Genomic DNA, 19045 nt, shown 5'->3' on the forward strand with positions numbered 1-19045 from the left:
ACGTGATCGTCGCCGGGGGCCGTTGTCGTATGGAGCCGTTTCACCTGCGCCACACGAGGTAGTGAATGTTTGAGGCTCTGAACGAGCGGCTGACAGGCGTCTTCGACCGGATCACCGGGCGCGGCGCCCTGTCCGAAAAGGATGTCGCCGAGGCGATGCGCGAAGTGCGCGTGGCCCTGCTCGAGGCCGACGTCGCCCTGCCGGTCGTCAAGGAATTCATCGCCTTCGCCACCGAGCGCGCGACCGGCGAAGAGGTCATCCGTTCGGTCAAGCCGGCCGATCAGGTGGTCAAGATCGTCTATGACGGCCTGATCGAAATGCTGGGCGGCGAAGAGCCGGTCCCGCTGAACACCAACGCCAATCCGCCCGCCGTTGTGCTGATGGCCGGCCTTCAGGGCTCGGGCAAGACCACGACCTCGGCCAAGCTGGCGCTGCGCCTGACCAAGTTCGATCGCAAGAAGGTCATGATGGCCTCGCTGGACACGCGTCGTCCGGCCGCGATGGAACAGCTGGCGACGCTCGGCAAGCAGATCGAGGTCGCCACCCTGCCGATCGTGGCGGGCGAGAGCGCCGTCCAGATCACGCGCCGGGCGCTGCAATCGGCGAAACTCCAGGGCTTCGACGTCCTGATCCTTGACACCGCCGGCCGCATCACCCTGGACGAAGGGCTGATGAACGAGGTGGCCGAGGTCGCCGACATCGCCAAGCCCGTCGAGACCCTGCTGGTCGCCGACAGCCTGACCGGCCAGGACGCGGTGCGCACCGCCAAGGCCTTCCACGAGCGCCTGCCCCTGACCGGCCTCGTCTTGACCCGCGCCGACGGCGACGGTCGCGGCGGCGCCATGCTGTCGATGCGCGCCGTCACCGGCCTGCCGATCAAATATCTGGGCGCCGGCGAAAAGGTGGATGCGCTGGACGTGTTCGACGCCCGTCGCGTCGCCGGCCGCATCCTGGGTCAGGGCGATATCGTCGCCCTGGTCGAAAAGGCCAGCCAGGATCTGGACCAGGCCAAGGCCGAGAAGATGGCCCGCAAACTGGCCAAGGGCCAGTTCGATCTGGACGACCTGGCCGGTCAGCTTCAGCAGATGAAGCGGATGGGCGGGCTTCAGGGCATCATGGGCATGCTGCCCGGCGTGGCCAAGATGAAGGGCCAGATGGCCGAGAGCGGCATCGACGACCGCATGATCCTGCGTCAGGAAGCCATCATCTCCTCGATGACCAAGGCCGAGCGCAAGAAGCCCGACCTGCTGAACGCCTCGCGCAAGAAGCGCATCGCCGCCGGCGCCGGGGTCGATGTGCAGGACGTGAACCGGGTTCTGAAACAGCACCGCCAGATGGCCGATGTGGTCAAGTCGATGGCGCGCGGCGGACCCAAGAAGATGCAGCAGATGGCCGCCATGCTGGGCGGCCTTGGCGGCGGCGGCATGCCCGGCATGGGCGGCGGCCCCGACATGGCTCGCCTCAAGGCGTTGGGCGGCGGCAAGATGGCCGAACCCTCCGCCGACGATCTGAAAGCCATCCAGGACCGGCTCGCCGGACTGGGCGGCGGACAACTTCCGGGAGGTCTTCCTGGCCTGCCGGGCTTCCCTCCCAAGAAATAACGACTTCCTAGAAAGAGACCTGAAATGCTGAAGATTCGTCTGGCCCGCGGCGGCGCCAAGAAGCGCCCCTACTACCACATCGTCATCGCCGACTCGCACTCGCCCCGCGACGGCAAGTTCATCGAGAAGGTCGGCAGCTACAACCCGATGTTGCCCAAGGACGGCGCCACCCCGCGCGTCGCCCTGAAGGTCGAGCGCATCGCCGAATGGCTCGGCAAGGGCGCCCAGCCGACCGACCGCGTCGCCCGCTTCCTGTCGCAGGACGAGACCCTGGGCCAGAAGGTCAAGTGGACGCAGTCGAACAACCCGAACAAGGGCGCTCCGGGCAAGAAGGCCCAGGAACGCGCCGCCGAGCGCGCCCAGCGCGAAGCCGACCGCCTGGAAGCCGAAGCCGCCGCCAAGGTCGAGGCTGCTGAAGCCGCCGCCCGCGCCAAGGAAGAGGCCGCCGCCGCCGCCGAAGCCGCCAAGAACGCTCCCGCTGCTGAAGAAGCGCCCGCCGAAGAGGCTCCGGCTGCTGAAGCGACCGAGGAAAAGGCCGAAGGCTAAGCCTTTCGGTTTGACGATGATCAGGGCGGCGTCTTTCGACGCCGCCTTTTTCATGGGTTAGGAACACGCATGACCACGGACAGCAGATTGATCCTCGTCGGCCAGGTCGGTGGCGGCTTCGGCGTGCGGGGCGAGGTGCGGGTGACCGCCTTCACCGCCGACCCCCTGGCCCTGACCGCCTACGGCCCCCTGCTGCGCGCCGATGGGACCGTGGCCCTGACCCTGACCTCGACGCGGCCCGACAAGAACGGCGTCGTCGGCCGGGCCAAGGAGATCACCACAAAGGAACAGGCCGACGCCCTGCGCGGCCTGAAGCTGCACGTCCCCCGCGACCGGTTCCCCGAGCCGGACGAGGACGAATTCTACCTCGCCGATCTTCTGGGCGTTCAAGTCCGTGACACGGCGGGCGGCGTCATGGGCACGGTGAAATCGGTCCAGAACTTCGGCGCGGACGACATGCTGGAGATCGCGCCCGCCGCCGGCGGCCCGACCTGGTATCTGCCCTTCACCAAGGAAGCGACGCCGGAACTGCACCTGGCCGACGGCTGGCTACTGGCCGTGCCGCCGACCGAGGTGGGCGAGCGCGAGCCGGACTGAAGTTTCGTCACCGCTCCCGTCGGTGTTGCGGATGGGCTGGGCGGCGCCGACATAGGCCTATCGCAATAGCCGAGGCCGCACCCATGACCGACCTGTCCGCCTTCCCGATCACGCAACGCTGGCCGGCCCAGCATCCCGATCGCATCCAGCTGTATTCCCTGCCGACGCCCAATGGGGTGAAGGTTTCGATCATGCTGGAAGAGGTCGGCCTGGCCTATGAGCCGCACCTGATCGACATCACCAAGAACGAGACCTGGGGGCCGGAGTTTCTGTCGCTGAACCCCAACGGCAAGATCCCCGCCATCCTCGATCCGAACGGCCCGAACGGAAAGCCGCTGGCCCTGTTCGAATCCGGCGCCATCCTGATCTATCTGGCGGAAAAGACCGGCAAACTGCTCTCGGCCGATCCGGCGACCCGCTATGAGACGATCCAGTGGGTCATGTTCCAGATGGGCGCGATCGGCCCGATGTTCGGCCAGCTGGGCTTCTTCCACCGCTTCGCCGGCAAGGACTACGAGGACAAGCGCCCACGCGACCGCTACGTCGCTGAAAGCCGCCGCCTGCTGGGCGTGCTGGAGACGCGGCTTGCCAATGACGGGGGAGAACCCCGCGACTGGCTTGTCGGCGACTATTCCATCGCCGATGTCGCCACCCTGGGTTGGGTCCGAAACCTGATCGGCTTCTACGAAGCGGGCGAGATCGTCGGCTTCGCCGACTTCCCGCGCGTCGCCGCCTGGCTGGAGCGCGGCCTGGCGCGGCCCGCCGTGCAGCGCGGTCTAGAGATTCCGGCGCGTCACTGAACCGTCGCCGCCCACTGGCATTATCTGACGGCATCAACTGGAGCGCGACCTATGGGTATCTTCTCTTCGATCTGGAACAAGATCACGGGCCACAAGCCCAAGGCGGCGCCTCAGCCGACCCCGGCGCCCAGCGCCCAACCCGCGCCGGGCGCCGCCCCCGCTCCGACGCCGGCCCTGCCGCCCGTCGATGTCGAGGCGGTGCTCAGCGATCTGGCGGCGTCCAAGGGCGGCGGCGGCAACTGGCGCACCTCGATCGTCGACCTGCTTAAGCTGCTGGACCTGGATTCCAGCCTGGCGGCCCGCAAGGAACTGGCCGAGGAACTGAACGTCCACGCCGGCGAGCACGGCTCGGCCGAACAGAACATCGCCCTGTCCAAGGCCGTCTGGAAGAAGTTGGCCGAAAACGGCGGTCAAGTCCCGGCCTCGCTGCGCGACTAGCCCCCTGAGCTGGATCAGGCCGTCGGTCTGATCCAGCGCATCGCGGCCAGCGCCGCAAACCCAACGGCCAGACCCCAGAAGGCCGATCCGACGCCGAACAGGGTCAGGCCCGAAGCCGTCGCCGCAAACGTCAGCACGGCCGACTCACGCGATCCGACATCCATCATCATGTTTTGCAGCGCGCCGGTCAGCGGCGCGATCAGCGCCAGACCCGTTACCGCCGCGAGCACCGCTGGCGGCATGGCGATGAACAGCCCGGCCAGCGGCGCGGCGAACAGAGCCACGACCAGATAAAGACCGCCGTAGATCACGCCCACGATCCAGCGCTTGGCGACGTCGGGGTGCGCGTCCGGCCCGGTGCAGATCGCCGCCGTGATCGCCGCCAGATTGACCCCATGCCCGCCGAACGGCGCGATCAGCAGGCTGGCGACGCCGGTCGACAGGATCAGTCGGTTCGCGGGCGGCGGATAGCCGGCGCTCTGCAGGACCACCAGCCCGGGCAGGTTCTGCGCCGCCAGCGTTACCAAAAACAACGGAAAGCCCAGGCTGACCGCCGCCTTCCAGTCGAACACGGGTGCGACCGGCTCCAGATGCCCGAACAGGTCGGTCCCGGCGGGCAGGGCCAGCTGCCCCCGCATCGCCAGCACCACAAAGGCCGCCGCCAGCACGGCGGGCAAGGCCCAGGTCGGCCACAGCCGTCTGAAGATCAGGAACACCGCGATCAACCCGACGACCAAGGCCGTCTCGTCCGGCACGACCTTGAACAGTCTCAGCACGAACGGCAGCAGCACCCCCGCCAGCATGGCCGAGGCGACGGCCGCCGGTATCCGCGCCGCCAGCCGCCCAAGCGCCGGGATCAGGCCGGTCAGGATCATCAGCAGGGCGGCGAAGATGAAGGCGCCAATCGCCGTCGGCCAGGACAGGCCCAGGGTCGAGGCCGCCAGCAGGGCCGCCGCCGGCGTGGACCAGGCCAGAACGACGGGGATTTTCAGCCGCCAGCTCAGCAAGGCGCCCGGCGCCCCGATGCCGAGGCACAGGGCCGTCACCATTGACCCGATCTGGCCCGCGTCTGCGCCCAAGGCCTGGCCCGCCTGAACCACCAGGGCGACCGTCCCGCCAAATCCGATCACCGTCGCCATGGCGGCGGACGAAAAGGCCGAGGCGGGCAGGGCGCGCATGGAAAAGGCCGGAGCAGTCATGCCCCGGCCTTAAACCGTCGTCTTGGATGGCGGAAGGCTGGGATCAGCCCTCCTTGATCAACCTTCTATGTCTTCCGGCAGGCCCACGGCGTGGAAGCCCGCATCGACGTGGACGACTTCGCCCGTGGTCGAACGGCCCAGGTCCGAACACAGCCACAGGGCCGCGCCCGCAACGCCTTCCATCGAGGTCTCTTCCTTGATCAGCGAGAACTGCGCCGACTTGGAGTGCAGGCCGCGCCCCCCCGAAATGCCGGCCAGCGACAGGGTGCGCATGGCCCCGGCCGAGATGGCGTTGACGCGGATGTTCTTGGGGCCAAGGTCGCGCGCGATATAGCGGGTCGCGGCTTCCAGCGCGGCCTTGGCCACGCCCATGGTGTTGTAGTTCGGAATGACCCGCTCGGACCCCAGATAGGTCAGGGTGATCAGGCTGCCGCCGTTCGGCATCAGCTTGGCCGCGCGCTTGGACACGTCCACGAAGCTGAAGGCCGAGATGTTCATGGCCAGAAGGAAGCTGTCGCGCGTGGTGTTGTCCACGAAGCTGCCCTTCAACTCGTCCTTGTTGGCGAAGGCCACCGAATGGACGACGAAGTCGATCGTGCCGAAGGTCTTTTCCAGTTCGGCGAAGGCCGCATCCATCGAGGCGTCGTCAGTGACGTCGGCCGGGATCAGCAGCTTGGCGCCGACGCTTTCGGCCAGGGGACGTACCCGGCGCTCCAGGCTCTCGCCCAGATAGGTGAAGGCCAACTCGGCACCCTGGGCGGCCAGCTGCGAGGCGATGCCCCAGGCGATGGAGCTGGAGTTGGCCACGCCCATGATCAGGCCCTTCTTGCCCTTCATGAGGTCGCCGGTCGGCATGTCCCAGCCTTCGGAAGTCGCCATGGTTCGTCTCCTGATGATTTGCGCGGAGGGTTAGCAGGGGCGGGCGTAAACCGGAACCCCCGCCGCCTTCCCTTGCGTTACAGCAGGCCCGCGATCGCCTGGCGCGCCGCGTCGCCCAGGTCGGGGCGTTTCAGGGCCAGGGCGACGTTGGCGCGCAACAGACCGATCTTGTCGCCGCAGTCGTGGGTGACGCCTTCGTATTCGACGGCGGTGAAGCTCTGATCCGCCATCAGTCGCGCCATGGCGTCGGTCAGTTGGATCTCGCCGCCCGCGCCCTTTTCCTGCGTCGCCAACAGGTCGAAGATCTCCGGCTGCAGGATGTAGCGGCCCGAGATCGACAGGTTGGACGGCGCAGTTCCAGCCGCGGGTTTTTCGACCATGCCCTTCATGACGATGCGCGATCCGTCGCGGCTGACTGGATCGACGATGCCGTATTTGTGGGTCTGATCTTCCGGGACGGATTCCACGCCGATGATGTTGCCACCGGTCTCGGCATAAACCTCGGCCAACTGCTTCAGAGCACCGGGCTGCGAGTCCACGATGACGTCGGGCAGGATGACGGCGAACGGCTCGTGGCCGATGATGTCGCGCGCGCACCAGACGGCGTGACCCAGGCCCTTGGGCTGCATCTGGCGGGTGAAGCTCATCTCCCCGGCCGAGGCCAGTTCGGCGTTCATCATTTCCAGGATGTCAGTCTTGCCCTTGGCCAGAAGCTGGGCTTCCAGCTCGATCTGGTGATCGAAATAGTCCTCGATGGCGCCCTTGGAGCGACCGGTGACGAAGACGATGTGCTCGATCCCCGCTTCGCGCGCCTCTTCGACGATGTAGGACAGGATCGGCCGGTCGACGACGTTCAGCAGTTCCTTGGGGGTCGTCTTGGTGCCGGGCAGGACCCGGGTGCCGAGGCCCGCGACGGGCAGTACGGCCTTGCGCAGGCGCGCGGGCGTGGTGGTCATCAAATCATCCTGACAGCTATCCCGCCCCTTCTACGGCCTCGTGCGCTTCAGTTGAAGCGCTTCGCGCTTCAACGGGGCGAACCGGTGAAAGAAGGGGCGGAACGGCGGTCGGGTTCCGCCTTATTTGGCGGGGCGGGCCATCGGGGTCATGGCGGCGATGGTCGCGCGCTGAGCAAGCAGTTGGTCTTCCGGCAGCGGGATCAAGCCGCGGTCGGCCAGATAGCCGCCCTTGCCGGCGGCGCCTTCCGACAGGAACTCCTGCACGAACTGCTGCAGGCCCGGAATGACGCCGATATGGGCCTTCTTCACATAGATGTAGAGGCTGCGCGACAGCGGGTATTCACCGCTGGCGATGGTGTCAGCGGTCGGGGCGACGCCGTCGATGGTCTCGGCCTTCACCGTATCCAGGTTCTGCTCCAGGAACGAATAGCCGAACACCCCCAGCGAGCCTGGCGTGCGGGTCAGGGTCTGGACGATGGCGTTGTCGTTCTCGCCGGAATCGATCCAGGCGCCGTCCTCGCGCAGGGTGTGGGCGATGGCTTCGAACCGGTCCTTGTCGCCTTCGATCGCCTTGACCGCCGGCACCAGCTTGGCGCCCGGCGTCATGCCCAGCTCCAGGAAGGCATCGCGCGTGCCCGAGGTGGGCGGCGGGCCATAGACTTGGATGCGCTGGTTCGGCAGGCCGGCGTTGACCTGGTTCCAGGTCTTGGCCGGATTGGCGACGAACTGACCGTTGGCGCCCGGCACTTCCTTGGCCAAGCCTTCGTAGAGGTCATTCAGTTCGAAGTTGAAGCCGTTGCCGTTACGGGCCGTGGCGATGACGATGCCGTCGAAGCCGATCTTGATCTCGACGATGTCGGTGACGCCGTTCTTGGCGCACAGGTCGAACTCGGACTGCTTCATCTGACGCGAGGCGTTGGCGATGTCCGGGGTGGTCGGGCCGACGCCCTGGCAGAAGGCCTGGATGCCGCCGCCGGTGCCCAGCGATTCGACGCGCGGCGCCGCGCCGCCCGAACCACGCGCGAAGGTCTCGGCGACCCGCGTGGCGAAGGGGAAGACGGTCGACGAACCGGCCGCCCAGATGCCGGAGCGCGCGCCGGAGGCGGAGCCGCCCCCGCCGTTGTCGCCACAGGCCGCCAGGGCCAGAAGGGCGGCGGCCGAAGCCGCCAGTTTCAGTGTGCGGATCATCCAAGGCTCTCCCTGAGCATCGATTTCGCGATGCTTAGAGCAGAGGATTATGACAGTCCCGCGAAGGGGACCGCCGCCGCTACAGCAGGCGGCGGCGCATCACCTGCGACAGGGTGTCGATCAGGGTCACGGCGACCACGACGACGATCACGATGGCTGAGACGGCGCGGAAATCGAAGGCGTTCATGCTGTCGAACAGCACCTGGCCGATGCCGCCCGCGCCGATCAGACCCAGCACGGTCGCGGACCGGCTGTTGGATTCAAAGCGGTACAGGGCGAACGAGGTCCACAGCGGCGCGACCTGAGGCAGGACGCCCCAGACGATCTCGTGCAGCTTGCCGGCGCCGGTGGCGCGCACGCCCTCGACCGGACCCTTGTCGATCGACTCGACCGCTTCCGAGAACAGCTTGGCCAGAACCCCGGCCGTATTCAGGGTGATGGCCAGGACGCCCGCCAGAGGCCCCAGGCCCACGGCGGTGACGAATAGCAGGCCGATCACCAAATCCGGCACAGAACGCAGCAGGTTCATGATCCAGCGCACCGGCGTCACGACCCAGACGGGCGCGATGTTGCGCGCCGCCGCCAGACCCAGCGGGATACCCAGAATCACGGCCAGGAAGGTGCCCCACAGGGCGATCTGCACCGTCTCCCACATCTTGGCGACGAACATCTTCCAGTCGCTGAAGTCGGGACGCAGCAGGTCGTGGACGAACAGCTGGGTGCTGTCGTTGCCGGCGAACAGACGCGAGATGTTGCCCAGATCGACGGCGTCAATGCTGTACAGCAGGACGGCGGCGACGCCGCCCCAGACCAGGACGTCGGCGACCCAGGCGAGGGCGGACTTCTTGGGGGCCGCCGGAATCGCGACGGCGGGAGACGCGACTGCGGTCAAGGCCGGACCTCACGCAGGCTGCGCAGGCGTTGAAGCTCGCGCTCGGCGGCGGCGGCGGCGGCCGTATCGCCCTTGGCGCGGGCCTCGCCCAGTTTCTGGTCGGCGATCATTTCGCGGATCGGGTCCAGATAGCTGTCGTCGGCGGCGGTGAAGCGGGAATATTCCAGGTCCGCCAGAACCTTGCGCTGCCGCTCGGCCTCGGCGCCTTCGCCCTGGCCATAGGTCAGGAAGAAGCCGCGGATTTTTTCCTTCACCGCCGGATCCAGGTCCTCGCGCACGACGATGCCGCTCTCGGGGATCGGCGGCGAGGTCCAGATTTCCTCGATCTGGCCGGCCAGCTGCGGGTTCTCCTTGCGCATGAAGATGGTGTTCACGCTGTTGGAGGTCGCCACGTCGATCACGCCGGTCGCCACGCCGAAGGCGTTGGCCTGGTGATTGGCCGAGCGCACGGTCTTGAAGCACTGGCTGGGGACCACGCCGCGCGGATTGAACAGGAAGGTCAGCGGGGCCAGGGTGCCCGACGTCGACTGGGCGTCGCCGATGCCGAAGTTGTACTTCTTGCCGCACGCCATGACCTGATCGAGCGTGATGCCCGATCCCTTCTTGACGATCAGGGTGGACTGATAGCTGTCCAGACCCTCGCGGTTGACGGTGCGGGCGATGACCTCGGCCTTGGCGCGATCGATGGCCTCGACCTCAGGCTTGGCCGAGAACCAACCCACCTGGGTGTGGTTGCCGCGCATGGCCTCGACCAGGACTGTGTAGTTCGAACCGAAATAGGGCTTCACCGGCACGCCGATGGCCTTGGACATGTCGTCCAGCAGCGGCTGCCACAGCGGGCCGGCCGAGGCCTGGCCTTCGGCGGACAGGATCGAGAAGGTGATCTCGCTGGGCGCGCCCCCCGCAGCCTTCTTGTCCTCGCCGCCGCCGCAAGCCGCCAGGCCCAGGATCATGACGGCGGCGCCGGCCGCAGCGATTAGACGGCGGGTGGGGGAAATGCGCGACAGGCTCATGCCTTGGTCTCCCAGAACGCGTCCTCGAACTCGGGACCGTAGATTTCGATCAGGCGCTTTTGGTCCAGCGCCGTGGACGGGCCGTCATAGACGATCTTGCCGCCTTGCAGGGCGATGACGCGGTCGCAGTAGCGGATGGCGTAGTCGACCTGGTGCAGGGTGACGATCACCCCCATGCCGTCGCGCTTGTTCAGCTCGACCAGCAGTTCCATCACCTTGCGGGCGGACACCGGGTCCAGCGAGGCGACGGGTTCATCGGCCAGAATGGCCTTGGCGCCCTGTACGATGGCGCGGGCGATGGCGCCGCGCTGCTGTTGGCCGCCGGACAGGGTGTTGGCGCGCTGGGCGGCGTAGTCGCTGACGCCGACGCGGTGCAGGGCCGCCATGGCCTTGTCCTTGTCCGCCTGGGGCCACAGGCCTAGCAGGCCCTTCCATCCGGGCAGACGGCCCAGCGCGCCCAGCATGACGTTGGAGAACAGGCTCAGTCGCCCGACCAGATTGAACTGCTGGAAGATCATGCCCAGCTTGCCGCGCGCCTTGCGCACGGCGCCGGTGACCCGGCCGTCCTTCTGCACGGTCTCGCCGAACACCTGGATCGTGCCGGCGCCGGCGTCGATCGACTGCAGACCGGTGATGGAGCGGAGCAGGGTGGACTTGCCCGAACCGGACGGACCGATCAGGGCGACCATTTCGCCGGAGGCCACGGAAATCGAGACGCCGTCCAGCGCCTTTCGCGATCCGAAGGTCTTCGACACGTCACGCGCCAGGACTAGCCCAGGGGCGGCGGCGGCTGCGGATGAACTCATGAACTCGCTAGGAGGCTATGGCGAAGGGGCGCCGCAATAAGCTGAAATCGCGCTCGGGCAAGTCCTAATCGCACGTCGGGCGCAATCTCGTCCAGACCCGAGCCGTTCAGGAGCCTTCCGCCGCACCCTTCACCCGGGCGTAGTCCGCCGGAATCGGCAAAGCGGCCCGCGATCGCTCCAGCGCCTGATCGGCGATCATCCGGACCGGCGCGGCCAGACAGGGAATCGAGGCCAGCGCCCTCAACCCTTTTTGCAGTCTGATGGCGACCGCAACGTCGCCGGCCCCATAACGGGCGATCGGGCCGAACAGATCGTCGAGCAGATCGTCTTCGGAGACGCCCGGCATCATCAGGCGATCGCGCAGGGTCCGCTTATCGTCTTCCGCGCCGTCTCGGGCCCAGATGTCCATCAACCTCACGCCGGTCGACACCACCTGAATGGCCGTTCCGGGATCGTTGATACCAGGCGACAGGGCCTTGGCGGCGATCTCGCCCAGAACGATCAGGCCAAAGCGGGGGTCTTGATCATAGGAGCGCGAGTCTCCGATCGCGAAGGCGGAGCAGAAGGCGTCCTGGGCCTCTTTGTCGCAGGCCGGCAGGCTGACCCGGGCGAGGACCTCGCCGCGTCGCACGAAGGCGCCCGGCGCAGCGACCACCTCCACATGGCAATCCCGCTTTTCGGCCATGGCCTGCAGGCGATCGGGATCGACGTTCTGGACGTAGCCGGTTTCCGGCGCCGTCACGTCCGCGCCGTTTTGCAGATGGCCCCCGCGCCCGCCCAGAAAAGGATTGTCGCGCCGCTGTTCCAGCGCCTCGCGCGCCCGGGCCTCGACCAGATCGATCATGTGACCGACCCGCGCCAGGCTGGACAGACGGTTGATCCAGGCCAGGAGGCGAAACGCCACCAGACCCACCATGGCCAAGCTGATCAGGAACAGGATCGCCCGACCGTTCTGACCGTAGTAGTGGGCATTGATCGCGGTGACGGCGACGATGGCGTAGAGGAAGGCCCCGACGAAGGTCGCCAGCGACTTCTGGGTCTCGTCATCGCTGGTCACCAGGGCCGCGACGCGCGGACTGGCCGCCGAGGATACCGACGTATAGGCCGTGACCATGGCGCCGACCGAAAAGGTGGCCACGCCCAGCAGGCTGGACGCCAGGATCGTCAGGATGGATTCCACGGACTGACCGCCCAGACGCGCGGCCACCTCCTTCGGCACCCAGGGGGCCAGGGCTGCGGCCAGCAGGGCTGCGGCGACCCCGGCGGCGGCGTAGGCCGTGGCGCGCACCCACAGCTGACGCCGCATCTTGCGCCAAAAGAACAGCCAACGATTCATCAAACCCTCCGACCATCGCAACGGCGCAGAACGGTCAAGGTTGCCGTCGGATCGTGTCGTGGAGGGCGCAGAGCGGATTTGTGACAGTCAAACCTAGGCCCCGCCACGAAAAAACCTCTTTACATGACAGTCGCGCGTCCCCATATCGCGCTCTCCGGCGGACCCCGTAGGTCCTGTCTGCGCCGCTAACGCCGGTCTGGGTTTAACAATTAGCAGGGGGTTACGTGAATTGCGCACGTATCAGCTTCCCCTGGACCTGGTCCGTGAGCGGTCCCCTGAACGCCCCGTCGCCCTCGTGCGGCCGCGTTCGGTTTCCGTAGCGGCGCGCTGGTTCCAGGATAATCTAAAGGCCGACGTCTTCTACGCTGTGAAGGCCAACCCTTCGCGCTGGGTCGTCGAAACCCTGATCGAGGCCGGCGTTCGCGGCTTCGACGTGGCGTCCATCGCCGAGATCGAGCTGGTGCGCTCGGTCAGCCATGACGTGCGCCTGGCCTTCATGCATCCGGTCAAGAGCCGGTCTGCGATCACCAAGGCCTACTTCGATCACGGCGTGCGCACCTTCTCGCTCGACTGCATCGACGAGCTGAACAAGATCCTCGACGCCACCGGCGGCGCGGACGACCTGAACCTGATCGTGCGCATGGCCGTCTCGGCCGACGGCGCCGCCTATACGCTGTCGGGCAAGTTCGGCGTGTCGTCGGATCAGGCGCCGGCCCTGCTGATGGCGACGCGCCAGGCGGTCAAGGACGGCCTGATGGGCGTCTCCTTCCACGTCGGCAGCCAGTGCATGCGCCCGACCGCCTATCAGGCCGCCATGGCCCAGGTCGGCCGGTCGATCAGCCGTGCGGGCGTGATCGTCGATATCGTCGATGTCGGCGGCGGCTTCCCGTCCGTCTATCCGGGCATGGTCCCGCCGGACATGAGCGAATACGCCGACGCCATCCATCGCGGCTTCAACGAGATGCCGGTGTCGGAAACGACCGAGCTGTGGTGCGAGCCCGGCCGGGCGCTGGTCGCCGAAAGCTCGTCGATCCTGGCCCGCGTCGATCTGCGCAAGGGCGACGCCCTTTATCTGAACGACGGCTCCTACGGCTCGTTGTTCGACGCGACCCACTCGCGCTGGCCCTTCCCGACCAAGCTGGTGCGGGACGGCGAAAGCGCGGGCGAGCTGAAGGCCTTCCAGTTCTACGGCCCGACCTGCGATTCCATCGACCACATGCCGGGGCCCTTCTGGCTGCCGGTCGATGTGCGCGAAGGCGACTTCATCGAGATCGGCATGCTGGGCGCTTACGGCGTGGCCATGTCGACGGGCTTCAACGGCTATGGCGAACACGACATCGCCGCAGTCGAGGACGCTCCGATGGCCTCGCTCTACGGCCTGGCCCCGCGTTCCATCCCCACCGTGCGCACCACGGCGGAAGAGAACGCCCGCAAGGTCGTGCGCCTTTCACGCCCCAAGGGTAAGGCCGGTCAGCGCAAGTCGCGCCGGAAGTAGGACGCCTTGGCCATTATCGTTCAAAAGGCGGGCGTCGAGCATATCGACGCCCTCGTCCCCTTGTTCGACGCTTATCGCCAGTTTTATCGCCGGCCGTCCGCCCCGGACGACGCCCGCGCCTTCCTGCTTGAGCGGATCGAGCGAGAACAGTCGGTCGTTTTCCTGGCCTTCGAAGGGACTGCGGCGGTCGGCTTCGTGCAGATGTTTCCCAGTTTCTCGTCTGCCGCCATGCGGTCGATCCTGATCCTGAACGATCTTTTCGTCGCGCCTTCCGCACGAGGGACGGGGGCCGGCAGAGCCTTGCTGGACATGGCCGCAAGCCACGGCAGGCAGGTCGGCGCGGCGCGTTTGACCTTGAGCACGGAAAACACCAACACCTCGGCCCGGGCGATCTACGAACATATGGGTTGGGTGCCGAGCACGGACTTCCAACACTACAATCTCGCCCTGTAGAACGTCTCAGCCGTCCACGCCGTCCGGCCTAACGACGGATCGTTTTCGATCAAGGATTCCTCCGCCATGACCGCGACCACGAACCAGAAGGCTCAGCTGCTGCAGAATGTCGTCGAGCACGTGGATATCACGTCGTTCGACGCCCGCCCGATCATCGACTCGATGCGCAAGATGTCCTTCTCGTCGCGCGACACCGCCCGCGCCGCCGACATCTTCTCGATGGCCATCGAGGACAAGGACTGCTCGCCCTGGCTGATCCTGGCCGGTTCGACCTCGGCCGGCGGCTGCATGCATGTGTACCGCGATATGGTGAAGGTCGGCATGGTGGACGCCGTGGTCGCCACCGGCGCCTCGATCGTCGACATGGATTTCTTCGAGGCCCTGGGCTTCAAACACTATCAGGCGGCCGGCGAGGTGGACGACAACGTCCTGCGCGACAACTACATCGACCGGATCTACGACACCTATATCGATGAGGAAGAACTCCAGGCCTGCGATCACACCATCCTGGAGATCGCCAACCGGTTGGAGCCGCGCGGCTATTCCAGCCGCGAGTTCATCTGGGAGATGGGTAAGTGGCTGAGCGAGGGCAATGCCAAAAAGCCCGGCTCGCTGATCCAGACCGCCTATGAAGAGGGCGTGCCGATCTTCTGCCCGGCCTTCGTCGACTCGTCCGCCGGCTTCGGTCTGGTCAAGCACCAGAAGGAACGCGCGGCCGCCGGTCAGCCCTATCTGATGCTGGACGCCATTGCCGACTTCCGCGAACTGACCGACATCAAGATCGCGGCGGGCGTCACCGGCCTGTTCATGGTCGGCGGCGGCGTGCCCAAGAACTTCGCCCAGGACACCGTCGTCTGCGCCGAAATCCTCGGCGTCGAGGCCGAGATGCACCGCTATGCGGTCCAGATCACCGTCGCCGACGTCCGCGACGGCGCCTGTTCGTCATCGACGCTGAAAGAGGCCGCCTCCTGGGGCAAGGTCCAGACCACCCACGAACAGATGGTTTTCGCCGAGGCCACCACGGTCGTCCCCCTGATCGGCTCCGACGCCTACCACCGCGGCGCCTGGAAGGCCCGCGACAAGCGCCGCTGGAACAGGTTGTTCGAGAAGGGCTGAACAAAGAAAAAGGCCGGTGGACCGCTCCGCCGGCCTTTTGTCTGTCAGTCCACGTTTGAGATCAGGCGGCGCAGGCCTCGAAGCCGGCCTTCAGCGCGGCTTCGTCCAGATCGCGGCCGATGAAGACGGCGCGGCTCCAGCGGCGTTCGGCGGCGCCCCATTCGCGTTGTAGGTCGCCTTCCAGGATCATGTGCACGGCCTGGAAGACCAGGCGTCGGTTCTCGCCCTTCACGTCGATGATGCCCTTGGCGCGCAGGATGTTCTGACCCTGCTCGCCCAGCAGCCGGTCCAGCCAGGCGGTGAATTTCGCCCCGTCCAGCGGCCGATCCAGCGACAGGGAGATGCCCTTGATGTCGTCCTGGTGGGCGTGGCCTCGCGCGCCGTGTGAATGGTCGTGATCGTGATGATCGTGCCCGTGATCATGGTCATGATCGTGATGGTCGTGACCGCAGGCCTCGTCATGCACATGGCCGTCCGCGCCGTGCGGCGGATTCACGAAGTCCGGCTTGACCTCCAGGATTCGCTCCAGGTCGAAGGCGTGCAGGCCCAGCACCTGATCCAGCGGCACGTTCGAGCGCTCGGCCCGCACGATGGGCGCCAGCGGGTTCAGCGCCCGCAGACGCGCCTCGACCGCGTCCAGTTCGTCAGCCGTCGCCAGATCGACCTTGTTCAGGATGATGCGGTCGGCGAAGGCCACCTGCTCGCGCGCCTCTTTGGAGTCGTCCAGGCGCGCCATCACATGTTTGGCGTCGACCAGGGTCGTGACGCTGTCCAACTGCGTCTTGGCCTTGACGTCCTCGTCCACGAAGAAGGTCTGGGCCACCGGACCGGGGTCGGCCAGACCCGTCGTCTCTACGATGATGGCGTCGAAGGCGGGCTTGCCGGGACGTTGGCGCTTCATCAGGCCGGCGACCACACGGATCAGGTCGCCGCGCACGGTGCAGCAGACGCAGCCGTTGTTCATTTCGAACACGTCCTCGTCGGCGCCGACCACCAGGTCGTTGTCGATGCCGATCTCGCCGAACTCGTTGACGATGACGGCGTAGCGCTTGCCGTGATCCTCGGTCAGGATCCGGTTCAGCAGCGTCGTCTTGCCCGCGCCGAGATAGCCGGTCAGGACGGTGACGGGGATCTTGCTGTTGGCGGAAGCGGTCGAGGCGGGGGCGGCGAGGGTGTCGGTCATAGGCCGCTAGATGGCGGCTGCACCGGCGCTTGAAAAGGGGGCCGATGAAAAGGGGGCTTAGGCCTTCTTCACGAACTCGGTGCGCAGGACCAGGCCGCGCACCTTCTCGACGTTGGCCTCGATCTCGTCCGTGTCGCCGGTCAGGCGGATGTTCTTGACCAAGGTCCCGCGCTTCAGCGTCACCCCGCCCGATCCCTTGACCTTCAGATCCTTGATCAGGGTCACGCTGTCGCCGTCGGCCAGGATGTTGCCGTTGGAATCTTTGGTCACGTCGTCGGTCATGGCCAAGCTTCTAGCGACTGGTTCGGCGAATATCCACACTCAACCTATGGGAATTCACGCATCGTCCCCTCCCCGCTTTGCGGGGAGGGGGACCGCGAAGCGGTGGAGGGGCTCTTTGAGGTCCCACTAAGGCTTGCGATGCGGACACAGCCCCTCCGTCACGGCGCAAGAGCGCCGCGCCACCTCCCCATGAAATGGGGAGGAGACGGTTTAGTCCGGCACGTTCGCGTCCAGTTCGTCCAGCCACACCCTCGCATTGCCGTCCGACGGCGCACGCCAGTCGCCGCGCGGCGACAGCGATCCGCCGGTGACCACCTTGGGCCCGTTCGGCAGGGCCGAGCGCTTGAACTGGGCGGTCTGGAAGAAGCGGATCAGGAACTTCCGCAGCCAGCCTTTGATGCTGGCCAAGTCGTATTCGACCTTTTCGTCGTCCGGTGTGTTCGCCGGCCAATGCCCTGAGCCCGCATCGCCCCAGGCCTGATGCGCCAGGAAGGCGACCTTGGACGGCGTCATCCCGAACCGGCTGATGTAGAACAGGAAGAAGTCGTTCAATGCATAGGGGCCGACGGTCCCTTCCGTCGACTGGATCACCCCATCCTTGGCCGGCACCAGCTCGGGCGAAATCTCGGTGTCCAGGATGGCGTGCAGCGTGTCGCGCGCGCCCGCGCCAATCAGGTCGCCCGCCGCCACCCAGCGGATCAGGTGACGGATCAACGTCTTCGCCACCCCGCCGTTGACGTTGTAGTGGCTCATATGGTCGCCGACGCCGTATGTGGCCCAACCCAGCGCCAGTTCCGACAGATCCCCGGTCCCCAGCACGAAGGCCCTGTGCTGGTTCGCCAGCCGGAATAGATAGTCGGTCCGCAGGCCCGCCTGCACGTTCTCGAAGGTGATGTCATGCACCGGCTGACCCTCGGCATAGGGGTGGCCGATGTCCTTGAACATCTGTTCGGCGGCAGGGCGGATGTCGATCTCTGCGCCCGTCACGCCCAGCGCGGTCATCAGCGCCCAGGCATTGGACTTCGTCGCATCCGAGGTCGCGAACGCCGGCATGGTGAACGCCAGTATGTCCGTTCTCGGCAGATCCAGCCGGTCGAAGGCGCGACAGGCCACCAGCAGGGCCTGGGTCGAATCCAGCCCGCCCGACACGCCGATCACCAGCGACTTCGCGCCTGTCGCCGTCATGCGGCGCATCAGCCCTTGGACCTGGATGTTGAACGCCTCGTAGCAGTCCTGATCCAGCCGCCCGGCGTCGTCGGGCACGAAGGGGAACCGGTCCAGAGGCCGGATCAGCTCGCTGGCCTCATGGTCCTGGCGCGCCATGAAGGGCACGACCGCCGCCGGCTCGCCTTCGTTTCTCGCGCATTCGGCGAAGGTGCCGTTGCGCAGACGATCCAGCCCGATCCGGTCCACGTCCACGTCGGCGATGGTCAGATGGCTGTCCAAGGCGAACCGCTCGCCCTCGGCTAGTTTCGACCCCAGTTCGTGGATGGTCGCCTGACCGTCCCACGCCAGGTCGGTGGTGCTCTCGCCCCAGCCCGAGGCGGCGAAGACATAGGCCGACAGGGTGCGGGCCGAATGGCTGGCGCTCAGCATCGCCCGCTCGTCCGCCTTGCCGATGACGATGTTGGACGCCGACAGGTTCAGCAGGATCCGCGCGCCCGCCAATGCGGCCCGCGTCGAGGGCGGCAGCGGCGCCCAATAGTCCTCACAGATCTCGACCGAGAAGACGAAGCCCGGCCGATTGACGGCCTCGAACAACAGGCCCGACGCAAAATCCACCGTCTCGCCGTTCAGCCGGAGCACGTCTTCCGCGCGCGCCGTCGCCGGCGCAAACCAGCGTTTCTCGTAATATTCCCGGTAGTTGGGCAGATAGGTCTTGGGCACGACGCCCAGAACCTCGCCGGACCCGATCACCACCGCGCAATTATACAGGGCGTCGCCGTTGCGGATCGGCGCCCCGACCACCGCCACGACATCCGCCTCGGCCGTCGCTGCGGCCACTACGGCGATCTGTCGCTCAACCTCGTCCAGCAGCGCCGCCTGCATATGCAGATCGTCGATGGCGTAGGCCGACAGCGACAGCTCGGGAAACACCATCAGGTCCACGCCCTGTTCGCCCGCCTGACGGATCAGCGCGACGTGCTCTTGCCCGTTCGCCCTGGGGTCGCCCGGATGGCTGACCGGCGTCGCCGCCGCCACGCGCACGAAGCCGTGGGTCTTGGGAGAATGGAACAGAGCATCAGCCATCGGATCGTCCGCATC

The 19045-nt window shown here is 66.6% G+C and carries 19 protein-coding genes; 8 read left to right on the top strand and 11 right to left on the bottom strand.

Annotated features, from left to right (window positions below):
* The first annotated feature begins 65 nt into the window (after positions 1–65).
* The 5 genes from ffh to A4249_RS14870 all read left to right on the top strand — a co-directional run bounded on the left by ffh (position 66) and on the right by A4249_RS14870 (position 3982).
* Positions 66–1601, top strand: coding sequence for a signal recognition particle protein (gene ffh, locus A4249_RS14850; protein ID WP_045809532.1), 1536 nt, complete (start codon positions 66–68; stop codon positions 1599–1601).
* Between the two features lie 24 nt (positions 1602–1625).
* Positions 1626–2147: a 30S ribosomal protein S16 gene (gene rpsP / locus A4249_RS14855; protein WP_017506628.1), complete on the top strand. Its 522-nt coding sequence runs from the start codon at positions 1626–1628 to the stop codon at positions 2145–2147.
* A 69-nt stretch (positions 2148–2216) separates the two neighbouring features.
* On the top strand, positions 2217–2744 hold the full coding sequence (gene rimM, locus A4249_RS14860) for a ribosome maturation factor RimM (protein WP_045809533.1): 528 nt from the start codon (positions 2217–2219) through the stop codon (positions 2742–2744).
* Positions 2745–2827: 83 nt separating this feature from the next.
* Positions 2828–3544 carry a glutathione S-transferase N-terminal domain-containing protein gene (locus A4249_RS14865; RefSeq protein WP_066554045.1) on the top strand — a complete coding sequence of 239 codons (717 nt, stop codon included), beginning with the start codon at positions 2828–2830 and terminating at the stop codon, positions 3542–3544.
* Positions 3545–3595: 51 nt separating this feature from the next.
* Positions 3596–3982, top strand: a complete 387-nt coding sequence (locus tag A4249_RS14870) for a DUF3597 family protein (RefSeq protein ID WP_066554053.1) — start codon at positions 3596–3598, stop codon at positions 3980–3982.
* A gap of 14 nt (positions 3983–3996) precedes the next feature.
* Here A4249_RS14870 and A4249_RS14875 read toward each other — a convergent pair whose 3' ends face one another.
* The 8 genes from A4249_RS14875 to A4249_RS14910 all read right to left on the bottom strand — a co-directional run bounded on the left by A4249_RS14875 (position 3997) and on the right by A4249_RS14910 (position 12251).
* The gene (locus A4249_RS14875) at positions 3997–5181 is read right to left on the bottom strand and encodes a benzoate/H(+) symporter BenE family transporter (protein ID WP_231868722.1); all 1185 of its coding nucleotides are present in this window, start codon (positions 5179–5181) and stop codon (positions 3997–3999) included.
* 57 nt (positions 5182–5238) lie between these two features.
* A complete protein-coding gene (locus A4249_RS14880; RefSeq protein WP_169802112.1) occupies positions 5239–6036 on the bottom strand; it encodes an enoyl-ACP reductase FabI in 798 nt (265 codons plus the stop codon).
* A gap of 101 nt (positions 6037–6137) precedes the next feature.
* A complete protein-coding gene (galU, locus tag A4249_RS14885) occupies positions 6138–7016 on the bottom strand; it encodes a UTP--glucose-1-phosphate uridylyltransferase GalU (protein ID WP_066554058.1) in 879 nt (292 codons plus the stop codon).
* 120 nt (positions 7017–7136) lie between these two features.
* Positions 7137–8204, bottom strand: coding sequence for a substrate-binding domain-containing protein (locus A4249_RS14890; protein WP_017506635.1), 1068 nt, complete (start codon positions 8202–8204; stop codon positions 7137–7139).
* A 79-nt stretch (positions 8205–8283) separates the two neighbouring features.
* A complete protein-coding gene (phnE, locus tag A4249_RS14895; protein ID WP_045809538.1) occupies positions 8284–9096 on the bottom strand; it encodes a phosphonate ABC transporter, permease protein PhnE in 813 nt (270 codons plus the stop codon).
* The gene (gene phnD, locus A4249_RS14900) at positions 9093–10109 is read right to left on the bottom strand and encodes a phosphate/phosphite/phosphonate ABC transporter substrate-binding protein (RefSeq protein ID WP_066554060.1); all 1017 of its coding nucleotides are present in this window, start codon (positions 10107–10109) and stop codon (positions 9093–9095) included. The genes phnE and phnD overlap by 4 nt, the downstream gene beginning before the upstream one ends.
* Positions 10106–10915, bottom strand: coding sequence for a phosphonate ABC transporter ATP-binding protein (gene phnC / locus A4249_RS14905; RefSeq protein ID WP_055808912.1), 810 nt, complete (start codon positions 10913–10915; stop codon positions 10106–10108). The genes phnD and phnC overlap by 4 nt, the downstream gene beginning before the upstream one ends.
* Positions 10916–11021: 106 nt before the next feature.
* A complete protein-coding gene (locus A4249_RS14910; RefSeq protein WP_082854192.1) occupies positions 11022–12251 on the bottom strand; it encodes a DUF2254 domain-containing protein in 1230 nt (409 codons plus the stop codon).
* Positions 12252–12480: 229 nt separating this feature from the next.
* Here A4249_RS14910 and A4249_RS14915 point away from each other — a divergent pair, with 229 nt between their 5' ends.
* The 3 genes from A4249_RS14915 (at position 12481) to A4249_RS14925 (ending at position 15315) form a co-directional block, all read left to right on the top strand.
* A complete protein-coding gene (locus A4249_RS14915; protein ID WP_066554066.1) occupies positions 12481–13746 on the top strand; it encodes a type III PLP-dependent enzyme in 1266 nt (421 codons plus the stop codon).
* 6 nt (positions 13747–13752) lie between these two features.
* Positions 13753–14199: a GNAT family N-acetyltransferase gene (locus A4249_RS14920; RefSeq protein ID WP_066554067.1), complete on the top strand. Its 447-nt coding sequence runs from the start codon at positions 13753–13755 to the stop codon at positions 14197–14199.
* A gap of 66 nt (positions 14200–14265) precedes the next feature.
* On the top strand, positions 14266–15315 hold the full coding sequence (locus tag A4249_RS14925; protein WP_066554071.1) for a 1,9-bis(guanidino)-5-aza-nonane synthase: 1050 nt from the start codon (positions 14266–14268) through the stop codon (positions 15313–15315).
* Between the two features lie 61 nt (positions 15316–15376).
* Here A4249_RS14925 and A4249_RS14930 read toward each other — a convergent pair whose 3' ends face one another.
* From A4249_RS14930 to A4249_RS14940, 3 genes are all read right to left on the bottom strand, one after another.
* Entirely contained in the window at positions 15377–16498 is a 1122-nt protein-coding gene (locus A4249_RS14930) for a CobW family GTP-binding protein (RefSeq protein ID WP_066554075.1), read from the bottom strand.
* Between the two features lie 57 nt (positions 16499–16555).
* Positions 16556–16780, bottom strand: a complete 225-nt coding sequence (locus A4249_RS14935) for an alkylphosphonate utilization protein (protein WP_055754537.1) — start codon at positions 16778–16780, stop codon at positions 16556–16558.
* Between the two features lie 210 nt (positions 16781–16990).
* Positions 16991–19030, bottom strand: a complete 2040-nt coding sequence (locus tag A4249_RS14940; RefSeq protein WP_066555312.1) for an NAD(+) synthase — start codon at positions 19028–19030, stop codon at positions 16991–16993.
* Between the last annotated feature and the right edge of the window lie 15 nt (positions 19031–19045).

The sequence above is a fragment of the Brevundimonas sp. GW460-12-10-14-LB2 genome (genome assembly GCF_001636925.1).
Lineage (GTDB): Bacteria > Pseudomonadota > Alphaproteobacteria > Caulobacterales > Caulobacteraceae > Brevundimonas > Brevundimonas vesicularis.

What these genes read in the sequence shown, in the direction of transcription:
- ffh (WP_045809532.1), top strand. Translation starts at nt 66, where the DNA reads ATGTTTGAGGCTCTGAACGAGCGGCTGACAGGCGTCTTCGACCGGATC.
- rpsP (WP_017506628.1), top strand. Translation starts at nt 1,626, where the DNA reads ATGCTGAAGATTCGTCTGGCCCGCGGCGGCGCCAAGAAGCGCCCCTAC.
- rimM (WP_045809533.1), top strand. Translation starts at nt 2,217, where the DNA reads ATGACCACGGACAGCAGATTGATCCTCGTCGGCCAGGTCGGTGGCGGC.
- A4249_RS14865 (WP_066554045.1), top strand. Translation starts at nt 2,828, where the DNA reads ATGACCGACCTGTCCGCCTTCCCGATCACGCAACGCTGGCCGGCCCAG.
- A4249_RS14870 (WP_066554053.1), top strand. Translation starts at nt 3,596, where the DNA reads ATGGGTATCTTCTCTTCGATCTGGAACAAGATCACGGGCCACAAGCCC.
- A4249_RS14875 (WP_231868722.1), bottom strand. Translation starts at nt 5,181, where the DNA reads ATGACTGCTCCGGCCTTTTCCATGCGCGCCCTGCCCGCCTCGGCCTTT.
- A4249_RS14880 (WP_169802112.1), bottom strand. Translation starts at nt 6,036, where the DNA reads ATGCCGACCGGCGACCTCATGAAGGGCAAGAAGGGCCTGATCATGGGC.
- galU (WP_066554058.1), bottom strand. Translation starts at nt 7,016, where the DNA reads ATGACCACCACGCCCGCGCGCCTGCGCAAGGCCGTACTGCCCGTCGCG.
- A4249_RS14890 (WP_017506635.1), bottom strand. Translation starts at nt 8,204, where the DNA reads ATGATCCGCACACTGAAACTGGCGGCTTCGGCCGCCGCCCTTCTGGCC.
- phnD (WP_066554060.1), bottom strand. Translation starts at nt 10,109, where the DNA reads ATGAGCCTGTCGCGCATTTCCCCCACCCGCCGTCTAATCGCTGCGGCC.
- phnC (WP_055808912.1), bottom strand. Translation starts at nt 10,915, where the DNA reads ATGAGTTCATCCGCAGCCGCCGCCGCCCCTGGGCTAGTCCTGGCGCGT.
- A4249_RS14910 (WP_082854192.1), bottom strand. Translation starts at nt 12,251, where the DNA reads ATGAATCGTTGGCTGTTCTTTTGGCGCAAGATGCGGCGTCAGCTGTGG.
- A4249_RS14925 (WP_066554071.1), top strand. Translation starts at nt 14,266, where the DNA reads ATGACCGCGACCACGAACCAGAAGGCTCAGCTGCTGCAGAATGTCGTC.
- A4249_RS14930 (WP_066554075.1), bottom strand. Translation starts at nt 16,498, where the DNA reads ATGACCGACACCCTCGCCGCCCCCGCCTCGACCGCTTCCGCCAACAGC.
- A4249_RS14935 (WP_055754537.1), bottom strand. Translation starts at nt 16,780, where the DNA reads ATGACCGACGACGTGACCAAAGATTCCAACGGCAACATCCTGGCCGAC.
- A4249_RS14940 (WP_066555312.1), bottom strand. Translation starts at nt 19,030, where the DNA reads ATGGCTGATGCTCTGTTCCATTCTCCCAAGACCCACGGCTTCGTGCGC.